The sequence below is a fragment of the Porphyromonas sp. CAG:1061 genome (assembly GCF_000435035.1).
Classification (GTDB): Bacteria; Bacteroidota; Bacteroidia; order Bacteroidales; family Porphyromonadaceae; genus Porphyromonas_A; species Porphyromonas_A somerae.
The window spans coordinates 1-17,725 of record NZ_HF988921.1; the positions used below are offsets into that span (position 1 = coordinate 1).

Consider the following 17,725-nt stretch of genomic DNA (forward strand, 5'->3'; position numbering starts at 1 on the left):
CCGACCTGTGCCTATTTAACACGGACCTCTGCGAGGTCCTTCCTCTTTGGCTCCGCTGAAAACATACGGTAAGATATTTCTATTACGTGACCTCTGACTTCCTCCGACCTATAGTGCCACGACTTTATAATTTTGTGTAAGTTTGTGGATATGAAAGCAATTGTATCTCGGAGTTACTCACCTTGCTCGAAGCCGAGTGCGGGGTATCTCTTTTCGCTATGGGGCTTTATGCTCCTATTTGTGGTGGCATTGTCGATGTTGATGATGCCTCTTTTGGAGTTGCTCCTATCGGGTAGCTATGTGAAGTATGTGGGGATGATTGTACAGGGGCTACTGGTCTTTGCGCTACCCGCGTGGTTGGTGGAGCAATACTATAGGCGTAGCCATAGGGAGCAGGTGTGGCGACTTCGGTGGAGCGATGCTCGGTTCCATCACCTTCCTCGCCTTGTGGCACTGATGCTGGCGGCGATGTGTGCTAGTCTGCTACTAGAGTCGGCGATGAGTCTCTTCCCTGTGCCCAAGATCTTTGCGTCAATGGAGGAGCAGATGACTCTGGAGTACGAAGCACTCCTAGGAGAGCAGCGACTGATGGGTCGGATACTGATCTATATCGCCACTATTGTGGCAGCACCTCTGGGGGAGGAGCTCTTCTTCAGAGGGGGTGTGCAGGGGTGGTTGCTCTGTCGTCTCCGCAATCCGCACGTGGCGGTGTGGATCACGGCACTACTCTTTAGTGCGATGCACATGCAGTGGAGTGGCTTCCCTAGTCGGCTTTTGTTGGGTGGGGTGATTGGTTATGTGGCACTCTACCGAGGGCTTTGGGTAGCGATCCTCTTCCACGTTGTGAATAATGCGATGACCTTTGTGCTAGAGTCTTTTGATCTAGAGCTGGGGCTCGGCTGGGGATTTGCTGTGGTACTGGTGCTTGTGGGCTTACTGGTAAAGGAAATGAAACAAGAGACGAGTGCTACCTCGTCTATTAATGATTTGAAAGATGAAGAGTAAAGTTTGGTTGGTGGCTTTGGCACTAGTTTTACTGGCGGGCTGCGCCAAGGAGAAGGAGGAGAAGCAGTTTGTACAACACCTGGAATTTCCCGAGCAGATGTCGCTAGAGGGGAAGGTGGAGATGGCGAGTCGTCTGGTGCCTACTGCGGAGCAATTGGCATGGCAGGAGCAGGAGCTCACCGCCTTTATCCACTTCGGGATAAATACCTTTACCGACCGTGAGTGGGGCGATGGCACGGAGGATCCAGCCCTCTTCAATCCTACCAACCTAGATACCGATCAGTGGTGTAGGGTGCTGAGTGAGGCGGGCTTTAAGATGGTGATTCTTACGGCAAAGCATCATGATGGCTTCTGCCTTTGGCCCACCAAGACTACGGAGCACAGTGTCGCTTCATCGCCTTGGCGAGAGGGCAAGGGTGATGTGGTGGGCGACCTGGCTAAGTCGTGCCAAAAGTATGGTTTGCGGCTAGGTCTCTATCTATCGCCTTGGGACCGGAATCACCCTACCTACGGAGAGGGCGATGCCTATAATAAGGTCTACCTAGAGCAGCTGAGGGAGTTACTCACCAATTATGGCGAGGTATGGGAGGTATGGTTTGATGGAGCCAATGGTGAGGGACCTAATGGCAAGGTACAGGAGTACGATTGGGAGGCGGTGATCAAGCTGATCAAGGAGCTACAGCCGAATGCGATCACGGCCATTATGGGCCGAGATGTGCGGTGGGTAGGTAATGAGAGTGGCTTGGGCCGTGAGACGGAGTGGAGTGCCACGGTGGTTCCGTCTTCATCTCTGGCACGTGCTGCAGCCACTAAGGAGGCACTAGGCATTGATGAAATGTCGAAAGACCTCGGTAGCCGTGAGATGCTGGAGAAGGCTAAGGAGCTCTTCTGGTACCCTAGCGAGGTGGATGTGAGCATCCGTCCGGGCTGGTTTTATCACGATTATGAGTCGCCAAAGACACTTGGTGCTATGGCAAATATTTACTTCCAATCGGTGGGGATGAATTCGTCGTTGCTTCTGAATATTCCACCTAATAGAGAGGGTAAGCTGGCCGATGTGGATGTGCAACGTATTCAGGAGCTGGGTCGTTTTGTGCGTCAATTTAATGCGAGGGATGCAGTGAGGGTCTTTAAGCCTTTTACACTAGAGGTTGGCGACTACAAGGAGGTGGAGCTGAATGATGACCAGATGGTCTCAGCTATTTTGCTCCAAGAGGAGATTGCCAAGGGTCAGCGTGTAGAGTCGTTTGAGCTAGAGGCGCTCGTGGGCAATGAGTGGCGGAAGATCGGCAAGGGTACCACAATCGGGTACAAACGGATCATTCTGCTAGAGCAACCGGTGAGGGCGACGAAGCTACGTCTGAAGCTCTTGGAGAGTAGAGGGGTGGCGAATATTAGTCGTCTGGCGGCCCATTGGGTACCAGATATTGAGGAGCTGAGCCTCGCCACTGAGGGAGCGATGATGGAGAAGAAGGGGTGGAAGGTGATTGACGAGCGTCCCTTTACCCTAGAGCTGGACCAGATGGCAGAGATGGAGGGCTTTAGGTATACGCCCAGTGGTGAGGGGGATGAAGTGATTACTCACTATACGCTATCGGGAAGTGCCGATGGCAAGGAGTGGGAGATGCTGAGCATAGGAGAGTTTGGCAATATTCTCAATAATCCTATCCCTCAGTACCAAAAACTATCGGAGCGAAAGAGGGTGAAGTACCTTCGCTTTACAGGGACTAACCACAATGGCAGAGATGTGGTCCCACATATTGATGAACTAGATATTTTTTAAGTAAAAGATGAAGACAAGATATATTGGTGCCCACGTATCGGCATCGGGAGGGGTATCAAATGCAGTGGCGAATGCCTTGGAGATCGGAGCAAATGCTTTTGCACTATTTACCCGCAACCAGCGGCAGTGGTATCCTAAGCCACTCGAGGAGGAGGAGATAGAGAACTTTAGGAGTGCGGTGAAGGAGGCGGGCATTGAGCCGAAGCATATCCTACCCCACGCTAGCTATCTGATTAACCTCGGCAATCCCGACCCGACAAACCTGAAGAAGAGCCGTGACGCCTTCCTAGATGAGATGCAACGGTGTGAGCAACTGGGGCTGACGCTCCTCAACTTCCACCCGGGTAGCCATCTGAAGAAGATGAGTGAGGAGGATTGCCTTGCCCAGATTGCGGAGGAGATCAATATCGCTTTACAGAAGACGAAGGGGGTGACTGCGGTGCTGGAGAATACTGCGGGACAAGGGACCAACCTCGGGTACCGCTTTGAGCATCTGAAGCAGATTATAGACCAGGTGGAGGATAAGAGCCGTGTGGGTGTCTGTATTGATACGGCACACACGCTGGCCGCAGGCTATGATATCCGCACGGAGGAGGGGTATCGGGAGACGATGTATCAGATTGATAAGATTATTGGACTGGAGTATCTGAGGGGTATTCACCTTAATGACTCGCTTAAGGAGCTCGCTAGTCGTGTGGATCGCCACGCCTCTGTAGGGGAGGGGGTGATGGGAATGACGCTCTTTGAGGTGCTGATGCAGGATGAGCGTCTGGCTGATATTCCTATTATCTTGGAGACACCAAACCCCGACCGCTGGGCGGAGGAGATTGCACTTCTACGTACTTTTGCTAAGTGAGATGATCCGTTTACCGAAAGCTAAGATCAACCTCGGGCTGAGGATCCTTCGTCGCCGCCCTGATGGTTACCACGACATCGAGACGCTCCTCTTGCCTATTCCGCTTCGTGATGCCTTGGAGGTATTGCCGAGTGAGGAGGGCATGAAGTACGACTTTGGTGACTGGGGGGAGCCATCGGAGGAGAACCTAGTGGTGCGTGCCTACCATTTGGTCAAAGCAGCTTATCCGGAGGTACCACCTGTGGAGATCATTCTCCGCAAGCGGATCCCTACTGGGGCGGGGCTGGGTGGTGGCTCCTCGGATGCCTCCAATATGCTCTTGCTCCTCGATGAGGTATTCGGACTGGGGATGAGCTATGACGAGATGCACCAGATGGCTACTCGCCTTGGAGCCGATTGTCCTTTCTTTCTGCGTGATGAGCCACAATTGGGCGAGGGGATTGGGGAGCAGCTATCTCCTTTTCCGCTACATCTGGAGGGGAAGGTGCTGACACTACTACACAGCGACCTCCATATATCTACTGCTGAAGCGTATGGTGGGGTGGTACCATCGGAGGAAGGACCAAGTCTCCGTGAGCTACTCTCGCAACCGATAGAGGAGTGGCGAGGGACTTTGTACAATGCCTTCGAGCCACACATCTTTGAGCGGTATCCAGCGCTGGCACACGGCAAGGAGCAGCTTTACCGAGCTGGTGCTACTTATGCCGCGATGAGTGGTAGTGGCTCTACGCTATTCGCCCTTAGCGATGCTCCGCTATCAATATCGGATTGGGAAGGAACTCAACAAACATACACACTATAATACTGACTTATGAAAAAAGCACTTACATTACTCGCACTACTGGCACTGCCACTCCTGGGGAGTGCCCAGAGCGACACCATCACGGTGACTCAGTACAAGGCCCTGAAGCCGCTGGTAGCACGCACGCCTTTTATGGCTGATAGCATCAATGTGCAGGGCAAGAAGTATGACCTTAAGGGACAACTATCGCAGATCTCCCCTATCCGCTTGGATAACCCTCACCTCTCTCTCGTCTCTACCGACGCTGAAGGGTATCTCAAGTGCGACTCTACTTTGGCGAATGGGGATAAGACCATTCAGAGCTACTATCTCTCTATGGTGACCCCTAGCTTTGAGAAAGGGACGATGCTGGTGGAGAGTGACTCTCCTTTCCGTCTTTTCCTTGACGGCACACAGATTGGTTCGTCTGACCAATCGGGGAGCTTTGAGTACCCTTTCTCGCTTTTGCCTAGTGTGGCACACAAAGTGGCCATCCGCCTTCTCTCTAACGAAGGAGGTGCTGCTAAGTATCGGCTGAGGGTGGTGCCTACGAAGGCGGATAGCCAAATCGCTCTTTCGCTAGATGATAAGGAGTATATGAGTATGCAGTATATGCGAACTGGGGAGAGCCTATCGGAGATGAGTGTCTCACCCTCGGGACGATATACTAAGGTGGTGCTCCGCGAGACGGTAAACACGAAAAGCCGGTACAGTGTCTTGCTCTACGACGGCAATCGACTCGTGGCTCGTCTTGATGGCAGTTACCTAGAGACGCAGTGGATGCCCCAGTCTGATAAACTTTGGTTTACCCAAAAGAGCGACACAGGGAAGCAACTCTTGACCCTCGACCCAGCGACACTGAGCGTTTCAGTATTGCACCCTGCGATCCCTGAGGAGGGTTACTTCGTGATGGCTCCAACGGAGGATAAGCTGATCTATATGGTGACCAATGAGGGGCCTAAAAACAAGGGCGTTGTGGAGCGTGTATTGGGTCGCTACGATACCACTGGTAGCTACAGAGATCGAGAGTTCCTCGCCTCTTTTGACCTAGAGCAAGGGCTCTATCAGCCACTCACCTATGGCTGTAGAGGCACTTCGCTACAAAGTGTTTCCAAGGATGGCAAGGAGCTCATCTTTAGCACCTCTCGCCCTACGACTACAATCCCCTTCTCTGAGAACGACTTCTGTGTCTTGAATCTTGAGACGCTACAAGTAGATACGCTCTTTAGTCACGAGACGGATGTGGCCACGCTTTACTACACCTCTGACCCACGCTACCTGCTGGCTTTAGGGACTGCCAATTCGTTTGGAGGCATCGGTCGTAACCTACCTGAGGGAATGGCTGCAAATACCTATGATATGCAGCTATTTCTGTACGATAGGCAACAACGTACCTCCAAGGCACTGACAAAGGACTTCGGCCCTAATGTGGAGAGTGTCAAGGTGCTACCAGACCGCTTTGAAGCAATATTCACGGCGGAGAATCAGGACTATGTATCGCTCTATCGTCTCGACCTAAGGAGTGGTCGTATCACTCAGATCAAGACCACTGAGGAGGTGGTGCGTCGGTTTGATGTAGATAATAAGGGACAAATGATAGCCTACGGTGGGCAAAGTACCATGAATTCCGACCGCATCTATCAGATCAATAATCGTGGGGAGCGTCTGCTCTATGATCTAGCCACTCAGAAGATGCACGACCTAGCACTCGGCACGGCAGAGACGTGGAGCTTTACCATGCCTAATGGCGATGTGGTACCTGGTCGTTTCTATCTACCCCCTAACTTTGACCCCTCTCGCAAGTATCCAATGATTGTCTACTATTATGGTGGTACCTCGCCTACGGCACGCAACTTTGAGGGCTCTTACTCCCTTCCTATGTATGCGGCTCAGGGCTATGTAGTGCTAACCCTTAACCCAAGTGGTACCACTGGTTGGGGACAGGAGTATGCCGCTCGTCACCTCAATGCGTGGGGTAAGCGGACGGCCGATGAGATCGTGGCTTCGGTAAAAGGTTTCTGCGAGAGCCATCCTTATGTCAATGCCGAGCGAATTGGCTGTGTAGGGGCTAGCTATGGTGGCTTTATGACCCAGTATCTACAGACGATTACCGACCTATTTGCTGCTGCAGTGAGCCACGCTGGTATCAGTTCCATTGCTTCCTATTGGGGCGAAGGTACATGGGGAATCGGGTATAGCACCGTGGCTAGTTACGGTAGCTATCCTTGGAATAATCCAAAGCTCTACACCGAGCAGAGCCCGCTTTTCCGAGCTGATAAGATCAAGACTCCGCTCCTCTTGCTCCACGGTACAGCCGACGTCAATGTACCTATCGGTGAGAGTGTACAGATGTACAATGCCCTCAAGATACTGGGCAAAGAGGTAGAGTTTATCAAGGTCTATGGCGAAGACCACGGCATCTACGATCCTGAGAAACGATTCCTCTGGATGCAAAGTACCATGGCGTGGTTCCAGAAGTGGCTGAAGGATGACCCCACTTGGTGGGACACCCTCTACCCGGAAGTACACCTCTAGAGACTGTTGCACGAAGGCGATCTGCGGCGTTGCTTTCGGAATTCGGGCTCGGTCACGTACGTGAGTACGCTCCCAGCACCCTCATCCTCAGCGCCTTGCATCTCATCCTTCGTTCAAAGTCTCAGCACATTTGAATTAAATATGAGAGAATGGCACTTCGTGCAACATTCTCTTCTAATCACAGGACCTCAAACAAAGAAAGCACCCAATCGGGTGCTTTCTTTGTTTAATCCTAGACTTGGTGATCCAACTTGTCCGATAAGAGAAACCGTCACCGGATAGACTCTAAAAGCGGGTAGTAGAGCCACCACCGCCCGACATTCCACCGCCAAAACCGCCACCGAAGCTACCACCGCCTCCGAAGCCCCCTCCGAAGCCTCCACCGACGATTGGGCCAACGCCTCTTTGACGAGGATTGGAGAAGCGAATCACATCTTTATTATCGTAGTTGCAGTATTCACAGTGATAGCGACGAACTACCATATTGCTACGCTCTTGTTGGGATAGCAGTTTGTAACTCTTGGTGCCACATCGTGGGCATCGCTGGTATCCGCTGAGTGAGTTGCTGACGCCCACAGCACGATGGTAGCTGCAGGCTGAGCACTGGTAGAGGGTGTAATTGACCGAATGAAGGCGTTGCTCCGTGGCTTGTGCTGCGGAGAGTAGCGGTAGATTTTCAGGTGATACAATGGCACGTACACTCCCCTTTGTGTGGCACTGCGGACAATTGTGAAGCTGTCGGCGAGTACGCCCTCTTAGGATCCAGTAGAGCGGCAGTAGGAAGATGAGTGCGGGGAAAATAAGCCACTGCCACATCTGTTTGGGCAGTGAGAAATTGTGGCTCAGGAGTGACGACCTAAGTGCTGGCTCCTTTAGTCTGCGCCAACGGGTCCAAAGCCCTCCGCCAAATAGTAGCCCCACAAGGAGAGAAAAGCCGATATAGCCCCAGAGCAGACCTCCAAGGGCTTCCTGCTGCTCCTCCTCATAGCCGTATTGCCGATTGCCGTCGTTGCGTGCCTCATACCCCTCAGTGAGTAGCTCATCAATCGCCCCTATCATCTGTAGAAAGCCTTCGGCATCTCGCCCCTCCGATATAGCCGGAAGTAGGTAGCGATTAGTCAGTCGCTTGGTGGTGATATCGGGGAGTGCCCCCTCTAGTCCGTAGCCTGTCTCTAGGCGGATGATCCGCTCTCCTTTTCTTCCGAACTTGTAGAGGATCAGTAGCCCATTATTATCCTCCCGCTTGCCAATACCCCAAAGCTCAAAGAGCTTCACGGCAAAAGACTCCGGGTCATCATTCTCTATCCCAGGTAGCACCACCAGCACCACCTCCACCGTATGCTTCTCCCGAAGTTGGTAGAGTGCATCGTCGAGAGCGACGCGATCTTCGGGTGAAAAGTACCCCTCAGGGTCGCTCACAAAGTGGCGACTATCCTGAAGCTGTACATTGGGTACCTCGCTAGGAGTGTACTCCCTTGCCCAGCTCCCCACGGGGAGAGCCAGCAAGGCGAATAGTATGATGAGCCACCTCGTCTTCATCTTCTTATATTAGAAAGCGACAACCGGTGCCACCTCTGCCCCAGCGATGGATTCGAAGTAGGCTTGTGGCTTAAAGCCAAGAATGCCCGCAAATATATTGCGTGGAAACTTGCGGATATAGATGTTGTACTCCTTGGCTGTCTCATTGAAACGCTGACGCTCAGTGGAAATGCGATTCTCCGTTCCTTCTAGCTGAGTCTGTAGCATCTGAAAGTTTTCATTCGCCTTCAGCTCAGGATATTGCTCAGCCACCACCATCAGTCGTCCTAAAGCTTGTGAGAGGTTATTCTGAGAGGCCATATACTTCTGCAATGCTTCATCGGTCAATTGGTCGGGATCCACCTTTACTTGAGTAGCCTTTGCTCTTGCCTCAATCACATTGGTGAGGGTCTGCTCCTCGTGCGTTGCATACCCCTTCACGGTATTCACGAGGTTAGGGATCAGGTCGGCACGTCTTTGATATTGATTCTCCACCTGGCTCCAGGCAGTACGTACGCCCTCCTGCTTCTCCACCATATTGTTATTGGCCGATATACCATATCTCGCTACCATTAGCACCACGATGCCTATCACCACAATGGTGATGATTGTTCCTTTCTTCATCTCTTTATTCTCTAAATAGTTTATTCACTGATTACGATTTCCTCTCTCTCTATCTTTCGATTGCAGTAGTGGCACTTCAGCACCCCCTCCTGCTTATTGATCACGTGGTACCGACCCTTCATCGGTTCGTTATTGGAGATGCACTTAGGATTGGTGCACTTCACCAGACCATTGATCTCCTCGGGGAGATCCACCTTGATTTTCTCCACCACTTGGTAGTCGCGGATCACGCTGATCACCACCTCCGTAGAGACGAGTGCCAGCATATTCACCTCCTCGGGGGTGAAGTGCTTCTCCTCCACTTTGATAATCCCCTTGCGCCCTAGCTTCTGGCTCTTGTAGTTTTGCCCAATTGTAAAGGGATATTCTAGCTCAAATAGTCGGAGTAGCTTCACCACCTTCTGTAGCTTCTCCACTGGGATATGGTCAATCACCGACCCATTTTTGATCGCTTGTACCCGTAGCTTACCTTTCTCGATCTCTGCCATAGCTTATTACTCTTTTACCTCTATTCCAAGTGCTCTACATATCAGTGCTTCGCGCACAAACATTCCATTCACCGCCTGCCTAAAGTAGTAGGCATTGGGCGTGTCATCTACCTCCTGTGCAATCTCATTGACCCTAGGAAGTGGGTGCAGAATACGCATCGATGGCTTCGCCTGCTGGAGAAGGTTGCAATCGAGGACAAAGGTATCCTTAACCGCCTCATAATCCTCCTCGTCAAGGAAACGTTCCCTCTGCAGACGAGTCATGTAGACAATGTCACTCGCCCCAATCACCTCGGGGGTGAGCTCGTGATAATACTCCGCTGGTATTCCATGCTCCTCACAATACTCCACATACTCTCTAGGTAGTTCCAATTGCTTTGGAGCCACAAAGGCAAAGGAGGGGCGATAGTGCGAAAGCCCTTCAATCAGTGAGTGGACCGTCCGACCATACTTTAGGTCGCCTACCATGGTCACCTTCAGGTCGGTCAGCTTTCCTTGCGTCTTGCGGATAGAGTAGAGGTCCAGCATCGTTTGACTAGGGTGCTGGTTGGCCCCATCTCCCGCATTGATGATCGGGATTCTCGAGACTTCACTCGCATAGAGTGCCGCCCCCTCCAGATTGTGTCGCATCACGATGAGGTCGGCATAGCCCGAGACCATCTGAATGGTATCCTTGAGCGTCTCCCCCTTTACCGAACTACTATTCTTGGCGTCGGAGAAGCCAATCACACGCCCTCCCAGTCTATTCACCGCCGTCTCGAAGCTCAGCCTTGTGCGGGTCGATGGCTCAAAGAAGAGCGTCGCTACCACCTTGCCCTCCAGCAACCGCCTATTGGGATTATGCTCAAATAGCTCAGCGGTATCCAGTATCGCCTCTATCTCGCTCGCCGTCAGCTGCTCAATACTAAAAAAACTACCTCTATTCATACAGCAACTTCTATCTTACTACAATAATATTGTGATCACAATCTGAGCCAGAACCACACGGGCGAACATTCCGAGCGGGTAGACCGAGGCATACGCCACGGTAGGGGTATCCTCCTCTATCTGGTCGCTAATATACTCTAGTGCCATCGGGTTGGCCATCGCTCCGCAAAGGAGTCCGCAGATGGTACCGTAGCTGAGTTTGGAGTATCGCATCGCCAAGATACCGACCAGCAAGGTGGGCAGTACCGTGAGCCCTACACCGATACCGAGCCAAACCAAGCCCGAACCTTCTAGAAGGGTCTCCACGAAATTGGCACCCGACGCTAGCCCTAAGCACCCCAAGTAGAGGGTAATGCCAAAGGTGCGGAGCATCAGATTGGCACTCTGTGTGATGTAGGTGGTCATTCGAAACCTTGGGCCATAAGCCCCAAGAAGTATGCCCACGATGATTGGTCCACCCGCCAATCCTAGCTTGATCGGCATGCTCAGTCCAGGAAGAGCGATGGGTAGAATCCCCACCAGTACTCCTAATGCCATCCCTAGGAAGATACTCACTAGGTAGGGGCTATCCAGAGGCTTCAATTGGTTGCCAATCTCCTCGGCAAGGCGATTGATGCCCTCCTCCTCACCTACCACAGTGATCCGGTCGCCCATCTGTAGGTGTAGCTTTGGATTGGGCACCAAGTCTATCTCGGCTCTATTGACGCGAGTCACCGTCACATGGTACTCATTACGCAATCGAAGGCTCGCCAATGTAGCACCATTAAACTCCCGCTTTGAGACTAAGAGGCGACGCTGTACAAGCTGAGGGCCACGTGCCTCCCAATTCATCGACTCGTGGTCTCGCTCCCGCTCTACTCCAAAGAGGGTCACAAGTGATTGTGCCACCTCCTCGTCACAAACGATACTCAAGCGGTCATGTAGCTCTAGCTTGGTATCGCTTTTGGGCTGAATCACTTCCCCCCTGCGGAGCAATCGAGAGGCGAGGAAATCGATGTGAAAGGCTTGATTGACCTCGGCAAGAGTCTTGCCCACTAGCCCCTTATTCTCTACCACAAAGTCACCCACATGGTGGCGTGCCTCTATCAGCTCAGGCTCCTTCTGGCTGCTCTTCTTAGGAAAGATGAGCTTCAGTAGCTCAAGTACCAGCATCACGCCCACCACGCCAAGCGGATAGGTGATAGCGGTAGCTAGTGCCATATCGCCTAGCTCTCTAGCTAGGTCGGGACTATTGGCATGCATCTGCTCCACCCCTTGTTGTGCTGCAGCGAGTGCTGGTGTATTGGTCACCGCTCCACTCAGCACGCCCATCATATTACTGGCACTATCCACTCCCATCAGCACCAGTACCACCGTACAAAGCAGCCCTAGTAGTACCAGAGCCATACTCCAAGCATTCAATATGATGCCCGTCTTGCGAAGCGATGCCACAAAGGAGGGTCCTACCTGAATACCTAGTGCGTAGACAAAGATGACCAATCCTGCATTTTGGCAAAACTGAAGCATCACAGGGTCCACCAGCACACCTAAGTGGGCTAGAAAGATACCGAAGAAAAAGACACCTGCCCCAGCCAAAGCAAACTTTCCGAGCCTTAGCTTTCCAAGGAAGAGACCTACCCCGCAGGTGAAAAAGATAATTATCAACGTCTGGCTCAGCGATTGCTCGGTCCAAAACGCCTTTATCACATCAAGCATAGTCATTAATAATATATTTACTCATTGCAAATCTACAAAAAAAGAGAGACACACCGTCAATTATCTCCCAAGGTAACCCTTGCCCAAGGCAACTGAGAAACAAGGCGAATAAAACGACGGAAATGTGGTTGCAAAGAGGGCTTTTGCAACCACCTGAAATTCAGCGATATAGAAATTCGTTTGCCGAGATGCAACTAAGCAATTGGTTAGTTGCATCTCGGCATTTGCTTAGTTGCAACTCACCGATTGCTTAGTTGCATCTCGACTTTTGCTCTGCTAGTATAGAGGTTTTTGTGGAGTGTTCCGAGGTGGGGATTGATCCATGTGGTTGCCTTCTTTTCCCCTGATTAGGCAAAGAAAAGGATCTAGGGATAGGACCCTCAAATAAGCAGAGGTAGAGGCGTGTAATCCCGAAGTGTGTAGACTATTCAGATGGGAGGTAAAGGTTTTTTAACACCCCTATCAGAAAGAGCTCAAAGCCATTAGCTATCAGTTGATTATGGAGTGCATGAATTCGTTATTTATTCATTTACAGAGGATTAGCTGTAACTCTTTGTGCTATAGAGGTATGAGGGGTTTCTGTCGATTTCGGGTTTTTTTATCTCGAATTAAATGAGAATATTTGCAGTTGTTAAGAGAATGATTGGTCTCTAGCATCCCATTTCGATTGGTAAGAAAGCCTTCTTTTATGGTATAAATAGGCCAATGATGTAGAAAAGGATGCCCGTAATCGTGATACTATAGCTGCCACTATTGATTGGAGGTATGCTTTTTTGAAGATAGATGTTGATGGAAAGTAGTTTAAGTAGTTCGTGGGGTATTTTTCTCAATGAAATGAGTACCCATCTCTCCAATCCGCGAGAGTTTAATATCTGGTTTAAGCCATTAGAGCCGGTGAGTATGCAGGGTAATGTATTGACTATCCGTGTACCATCGCAAGACTATAGCTATAAACTGGAGGGAGACTACTTCGACCTCTTCAAGGCGGCACTTGAAAAGGCTTTCGGAGAGGGGATCAACCTTAAGTACCTAGTACCGACCGTTAATCCCGCCACTCGTCGTGAGGAGGTAGCGAATACCGTCCGTCAGGAGGAGGCATTTGTGACCCATCTAGATCGCCGTATGCTCTTTGGCAACTTTTATCAAAGCATCTGCAATCGGCTTGCGTATACTGTGGCACAGAGTATTGTGGAGCAACCCGGTGAGACTGCCTTTAACCCCCTCTTTATATTCGGAGCATCGGGGGTGGGGAAGACGCACCTAATGCATGCCATCGGTAATGAACTAGTCAAGAAGAAGCCCGGATATAAGGCGGTCTATGTGCCAGCGCAGACGTTCAAGCGACAGTTCGTGGAGGCGACCATTACCACTAAGAAGCCAGAGCTTTTCTTCAATTATTACCAAAATATCGACCTCCTGCTGATTGATGATATTCAGGAGTTTAGCGAAGCAATTAGCACTCAGAATGCCTTCTTCCAAATCTTTAATCACCTCAAGATGCTAGGGAAGCAGATTGTGATCACCTCTGACCGATGCCCTGCTGACCTTAAGGGGATGGAAGATCGTCTCTACACCCGACTCAAGTGGGGGATGACTGTGGAGATTGAGCGCCCCGATGCGCACTTGAGGAGAGAGATCCTCACTGCCAAGGTGAAGGAGGCGGGGGTCAACATTTCGGAGCAAGTCTTCAATTTTATTGTGAAGCATGCTAAGGATAATGTGCGTGACCTCGAGGGAGCCCTCACCTCCCTGATGGCGAATGCTATCTACTGCAATGAGGAGATCTCTATGGAACTGGCTGAGAAAGTGCTATCGCAGACGGTAGGAGTGGAGGAGCGCAAAATCAATGTGCCAGAAATATTGGAGGTGGTGAGCCGATACTATAATATAGAGGAGTCAGATATCGTTAGTCGCAAACGCAAGCGTGCCATCGTGCAGGCTCGGCAAGTGGTGATGTACCTCTCCAAAGAGCTGACCGAAGCCTCACTTGCTGCCATTGGAGCAGAGATGGGCGGTCGCGACCACTCCACAGTGATCTATGCCGACCGAGCTATTCGTGACCTCCTCGACACCGACACTAAGTTCCAAGCTGAGTTAAAGGAAATCCGAGACCTGCTAGAGGTATAGCCTCTTTCCATCTTAAGGTTTCCCCAAATCATAACGCATCCTCCCCCCAGGGTGCGTTTTTATGTGCTAGCCCAGTGAGTGGACCTTTTCGGATAAGTCGAGTAGTTGCGTCATTGCTCCGACTTGCCCGCCTCGTCCGCCTTGCCCGCCTCGTCCGCCTTGTCCGCCCCGTCCGCCTTGTCCGACTTGTCCGATAAGGTAGCTTTATTCGGTTATTCAAACGCAACTGCTGTAGCCACTAGGGACATATATGAGATAGATTAATATAATTTGGTTATATTTGCCAACTGAATACCTATCTCACGACATTTTGGATTATTTGGCATACAAGAGATTAGGTATCAGCTGGAACGGATATAGATAAATCAATTAAATATAACGAATAACAGATGCAAAACAAAGGTTTAGTGAAATGGACTGCCATTGCTCTTATCGTAATTTGTGCCTACTACCTCTCTTTCTCGGTAGTATCCAATTACTACGAAAATAAGGCAAAGGCTTATGCGCAGGGAGATGCACAGAAGCAGGAGCACTACATTGACTCTCTTTCAATGCAGAAGGTGTGGCTAGGGCATACCCTCAAGGATGTCCGTGAGCGTGAGCTTGGTTTGGGTCTCGACCTCAAGGGTGGTATGACCGTGATCCTAGAGCTCAATGCCTCCGATGTGCTTGAGACCCTCTCCGACAATAGCCAAGACCCTACTTTTAGGGCGGCGTTGGAAGCTGCTCAGGCAAAGCAAGAGCGTAGTCAAAAGGATTTTATCACGCTATTTACAGAGGAGTTTCATAACATTGACCCAGGAGCTCGCCTCTCCGCGATCTTCGGCACCTCTGCTCTTAGAGAGAAGATAAGCACCAGTAGCACCGATGCCGAGGTGATCAAGGTACTTCGCTCTGAGCTTCAGACAGCGATTGATAGCTCCTACAAGGTACTTCGTAATCGTATTGACCGCTTCGGTGTGGTAGCCCCTAATATCCAGAGACTGGAGGGTGGCGACCGTATCCTAGTAGAGCTGCCAGGTGTTAAGGAGCCTGAGCGTGTGCGTAAGCTCCTACAAGGCAGTGCCAACCTGGAGTTTTGGGAGTGCTACCTACTTCCAGAGATTTGGTCGGATCTACAGCGTGCTGATGAGGTGATCCAGAGACTCAATAGCCACAGCCAATCTACCGAGACGGAGGTGGCCAATGCTGAGGAGATCGAAGGCGATTCACTAGCTTCTGATAGCATCAATAACGATGACCAATTGGCTGCCCTTGCTGGAACTACAGCTACTAACGAGCCACAGGCTACTGAGGGTAAGCAGATCACATCTCTATTTAGTCTGCTTCAGCCCAACCTTTATGAGGGCGGACAGCTAGCACCTACTGCTATCGTAGGTATGGCACACGCTTCTGACCGTGATCGGATTGACTCTCTCCTCAACCTCCCACAGGTGAAGGAGGTACTTCCACGCAACCTACAGCTAAAGTGGGGTGTTAAGGAGGTACAGGAGGGCTCTAAGGTATTCCAGCTATTCGCTATTAAGAGCACTCGTCGCGATGGTATGCCAGCCCTAGGTGGTGATGTGGTGAACAACGCCAGCAGTGTGATCGAGAATCAAATGGGTCGCCAGGAGCCAGCCGTCTCTATGACGATGAACTCCGATGGTGCTAGAGAGTGGGCAAGAATTACCAAGGAGAATATTGGTCGTCCTATCGCTATTGTGCTAGATGACGTTGTCTACTCTGCTCCAAATGTCAATACAGAGATCCCTAATGGTCAGTCACAGATCACAGGACACTTTACAGTAGATGAGGCGGATGACTTGGCAAATACCCTTAATTCGGGTAAGATGGCAGCCTCTATCCGTATCGTCCAGGAGGACGTAGTAGGCCCTTCGCTAGGTCAGGAGGCTATTAAGGCAGGATTTATCAGCTTTGTGGTGGCACTGATTCTGCTGATGATTTATATGTGTCTGATGTATGGACTATTGCCAGGCTTGGTAGTAGACGTGGCACTCTTTGTCAACTTCTTCCTCACCATCGGTATCCTCGCTTCGCTTCATGCGGTGCTTACCTTGGCGGGAATTGCAGGTATGGTGCTGACCCTGGGTATGGCAGTGGATGCCAACGTGCTGATCTTTGAGCGTATCAAGGAGGAGCTTGCATCGGGCAAGAGCATGAGCAAGGCCATCGAAGATGGTTATGGCAATGCTTTCTCAGCCATTATCGACTCCAACGTTACTACGATCCTCACCGGTATCATCCTCTACTACTTTGGTTCGGGACCTATCCGTGGATTTGCTACCACGCTGATCGTGGGACTTATCTGTTCGTTCCTAACCGCTGTATTCCTCACCCGAATATTCTTTGAGAGAAGAGCACAAAAGGGCAAGATGGAGGGGGTAACCTTTACCACTAGTATCTCACGCAACTTCCTTACCGATCCTAAGTTCGACTTTATTGGCAAGAAAGCAACTGGTCTAGGCATCGCAGCAGCGATCCTAGTAGCAGGAGGTATCGCACTAGGTGTATGGGGATTGAATACTGGTATCGACTTTACCGGTGGTCGTAACTACATTGTGAAGTTTGACCAACCAGTTACTACCAGCGAGGTGGCTTCGCTCCTCAATGATAACCTTGATGGCCATGTAGGGGTAATTAAGATCTCTACCGACGACCAGGTGCGTATCTCTACCAACTACAAGATTGATACCAACACCCCTGAGGTAGATACAGAAGTGGAGACACTTATCTATGAAGGACTCAAGCCACTACTTGGTGATGGGGTGACTATGGATCAATTCACAAAGCACTACATCCAGAGCTCACAGAAGGTAGGTGCCAGCATGGCTGATGATATCAAGACAGGTGCACTCATCGCAGTGATCTTCTCGCTGATTGTGATGGCACTCTACATCTTGATCCGATTCAATGATATTGCCTTCTCAATTGGTGCCTTTGCATCAGTTACCTTCACCACTCTTTCGATCATCTCGTTCTATGCTTTGCTATGGAAGGTGATGCCATTCTCTATGGAGGTCGATCAAACGTTTATTGCGGCAGTGCTTGCAATTATAGGTTACTCTATCAATGATACCATTGTGGTCTTTGACCGAATCAGAGAGTATCTCCGTATGTACCCCAATAGAGAGCGTAAGGAGCTCTTCAATTATGCACTAAATAGCACCCTTTCACGTACGTTCAATACCAGTATCAGTACGTTGCTAGTGGTACTTATCATATTCCTATTCGGTGGGGCAAGCATCCAGAGCTTTACCTTTGCGATGCTACTCGGTATCATCTTCGGTACCTTTGCCACCCTATTTGTGGCTACACCGATTGCACATATGATTAATAATAAGAAGTTTGAGAAGGCGAAGAAATAAGCCTCATCACTTCTAAAT

Annotated in this window: 12 protein-coding genes; 7 read left to right on the top strand and 5 right to left on the bottom strand. The window is 50.6% G+C overall.

What is annotated here, in order from left to right; all coding sequences use genetic code 11:
• The first annotated feature begins 150 nt into the window (after nucleotides 1–150).
• The 5 genes from QVO39_RS05845 to QVO39_RS05865 are packed head-to-tail and all read left to right on the top strand — an operon-like array spanning nucleotide 151 to nucleotide 6,960.
• Nucleotides 151–1,005, top strand: coding sequence for a CPBP family intramembrane glutamic endopeptidase (locus QVO39_RS05845; protein WP_021903405.1), 855 nt, complete (start codon nucleotides 151–153; stop codon nucleotides 1,003–1,005).
• Nucleotides 995–2,788, top strand: coding sequence for an alpha-L-fucosidase (locus QVO39_RS05850; RefSeq protein ID WP_021903406.1), 1,794 nt, complete (start codon nucleotides 995–997; stop codon nucleotides 2,786–2,788). Before QVO39_RS05845 ends, QVO39_RS05850 begins: the two co-directional genes overlap by 11 nt.
• Nucleotides 2,789–2,795: 7 nt before the next feature.
• Nucleotides 2,796–3,644 carry a deoxyribonuclease IV gene (nfo, locus tag QVO39_RS05855; RefSeq protein WP_018029140.1) on the top strand — a complete coding sequence of 283 codons (849 nt, stop codon included), beginning with the start codon at nucleotides 2,796–2,798 and terminating at the stop codon, nucleotides 3,642–3,644.
• A 1-nt stretch (nucleotide 3,645) separates the two neighbouring features.
• Entirely contained in the window at nucleotides 3,646–4,446 is an 801-nt protein-coding gene (ispE, locus tag QVO39_RS05860; protein ID WP_021903407.1) for a 4-(cytidine 5'-diphospho)-2-C-methyl-D-erythritol kinase, read from the top strand.
• A gap of 9 nt (nucleotides 4,447–4,455) precedes the next feature.
• Nucleotides 4,456–6,960, top strand: a complete 2,505-nt coding sequence (locus QVO39_RS05865; protein WP_021903408.1) for an alpha/beta hydrolase family protein — start codon at nucleotides 4,456–4,458, stop codon at nucleotides 6,958–6,960.
• A 285-nt stretch (nucleotides 6,961–7,245) separates the two neighbouring features.
• Here the strand turns inward: QVO39_RS05865 and QVO39_RS05870 are convergent, their stop codons facing one another.
• Genes QVO39_RS05870 through QVO39_RS05890 form a run of 5 tightly spaced genes read right to left on the bottom strand, consistent with a single transcriptional unit; the run spans nucleotide 7,246 to nucleotide 12,212 of the window.
• Complete coding sequence (locus tag QVO39_RS05870; RefSeq protein WP_021903409.1) at nucleotides 7,246–8,499, bottom strand: TPM domain-containing protein; 1,254 nt, start codon at nucleotides 8,497–8,499, stop codon at nucleotides 7,246–7,248.
• A gap of 9 nt (nucleotides 8,500–8,508) precedes the next feature.
• A complete protein-coding gene (locus tag QVO39_RS05875; RefSeq protein ID WP_021903410.1) occupies nucleotides 8,509–9,102 on the bottom strand; it encodes a LemA family protein in 594 nt (197 codons plus the stop codon).
• Between the two features lie 20 nt (nucleotides 9,103–9,122).
• On the bottom strand, nucleotides 9,123–9,590 hold the full coding sequence (pyrI, locus tag QVO39_RS05880) for an aspartate carbamoyltransferase regulatory subunit (RefSeq protein WP_018029145.1): 468 nt from the start codon (nucleotides 9,588–9,590) through the stop codon (nucleotides 9,123–9,125).
• 6 nt (nucleotides 9,591–9,596) lie between these two features.
• Nucleotides 9,597–10,517: an aspartate carbamoyltransferase gene (gene pyrB, locus QVO39_RS05885; protein WP_021903411.1), complete on the bottom strand. Its 921-nt coding sequence runs from the start codon at nucleotides 10,515–10,517 to the stop codon at nucleotides 9,597–9,599.
• A gap of 18 nt (nucleotides 10,518–10,535) precedes the next feature.
• The gene (locus QVO39_RS05890) at nucleotides 10,536–12,212 is read right to left on the bottom strand and encodes a putative transporter (RefSeq protein WP_288171835.1); all 1,677 of its coding nucleotides are present in this window, start codon (nucleotides 12,210–12,212) and stop codon (nucleotides 10,536–10,538) included.
• Nucleotides 12,213–13,001: 789 nt separating this feature from the next.
• Here QVO39_RS05890 and dnaA point away from each other — a divergent pair.
• Both dnaA and secDF read left to right on the top strand, forming a co-directional pair.
• Nucleotides 13,002–14,339 carry a chromosomal replication initiator protein DnaA gene (dnaA, locus tag QVO39_RS05895; RefSeq protein WP_021903413.1) on the top strand — a complete coding sequence of 446 codons (1,338 nt, stop codon included), beginning with the start codon at nucleotides 13,002–13,004 and terminating at the stop codon, nucleotides 14,337–14,339.
• A gap of 389 nt (nucleotides 14,340–14,728) precedes the next feature.
• Nucleotides 14,729–17,707, top strand: coding sequence for a protein translocase subunit SecDF (gene secDF / locus QVO39_RS05900; RefSeq protein WP_021903414.1), 2,979 nt, complete (start codon nucleotides 14,729–14,731; stop codon nucleotides 17,705–17,707).
• Nucleotides 17,708–17,725 lie beyond the last annotated feature (18 nt).

Excerpts from the sequence above, each read along its gene's own strand:
- QVO39_RS05845 (WP_021903405.1), top strand. The coding sequence starts at position 151 with ATGAAAGCAATTGTATCTCGGAGTTACTCACCTTGCTCGAAGCCGAGT.
- QVO39_RS05850 (WP_021903406.1), top strand. The coding sequence starts at position 995 with ATGAAGAGTAAAGTTTGGTTGGTGGCTTTGGCACTAGTTTTACTGGCG.
- nfo (WP_018029140.1), top strand. The coding sequence starts at position 2,796 with ATGAAGACAAGATATATTGGTGCCCACGTATCGGCATCGGGAGGGGTA.
- ispE (WP_021903407.1), top strand. The coding sequence starts at position 3,646 with ATGATCCGTTTACCGAAAGCTAAGATCAACCTCGGGCTGAGGATCCTT.
- QVO39_RS05865 (WP_021903408.1), top strand. The coding sequence starts at position 4,456 with ATGAAAAAAGCACTTACATTACTCGCACTACTGGCACTGCCACTCCTG.
- QVO39_RS05870 (WP_021903409.1), bottom strand. The coding sequence starts at position 8,499 with ATGAAGACGAGGTGGCTCATCATACTATTCGCCTTGCTGGCTCTCCCC.
- QVO39_RS05875 (WP_021903410.1), bottom strand. The coding sequence starts at position 9,102 with ATGAAGAAAGGAACAATCATCACCATTGTGGTGATAGGCATCGTGGTG.
- pyrI (WP_018029145.1), bottom strand. The coding sequence starts at position 9,590 with ATGGCAGAGATCGAGAAAGGTAAGCTACGGGTACAAGCGATCAAAAAT.
- pyrB (WP_021903411.1), bottom strand. The coding sequence starts at position 10,517 with ATGAATAGAGGTAGTTTTTTTAGTATTGAGCAGCTGACGGCGAGCGAG.
- QVO39_RS05890 (WP_288171835.1), bottom strand. The coding sequence starts at position 12,212 with ATGCTTGATGTGATAAAGGCGTTTTGGACCGAGCAATCGCTGAGCCAG.
- dnaA (WP_021903413.1), top strand. The coding sequence starts at position 13,002 with ATGGAAAGTAGTTTAAGTAGTTCGTGGGGTATTTTTCTCAATGAAATG.
- secDF (WP_021903414.1), top strand. The coding sequence starts at position 14,729 with ATGCAAAACAAAGGTTTAGTGAAATGGACTGCCATTGCTCTTATCGTA.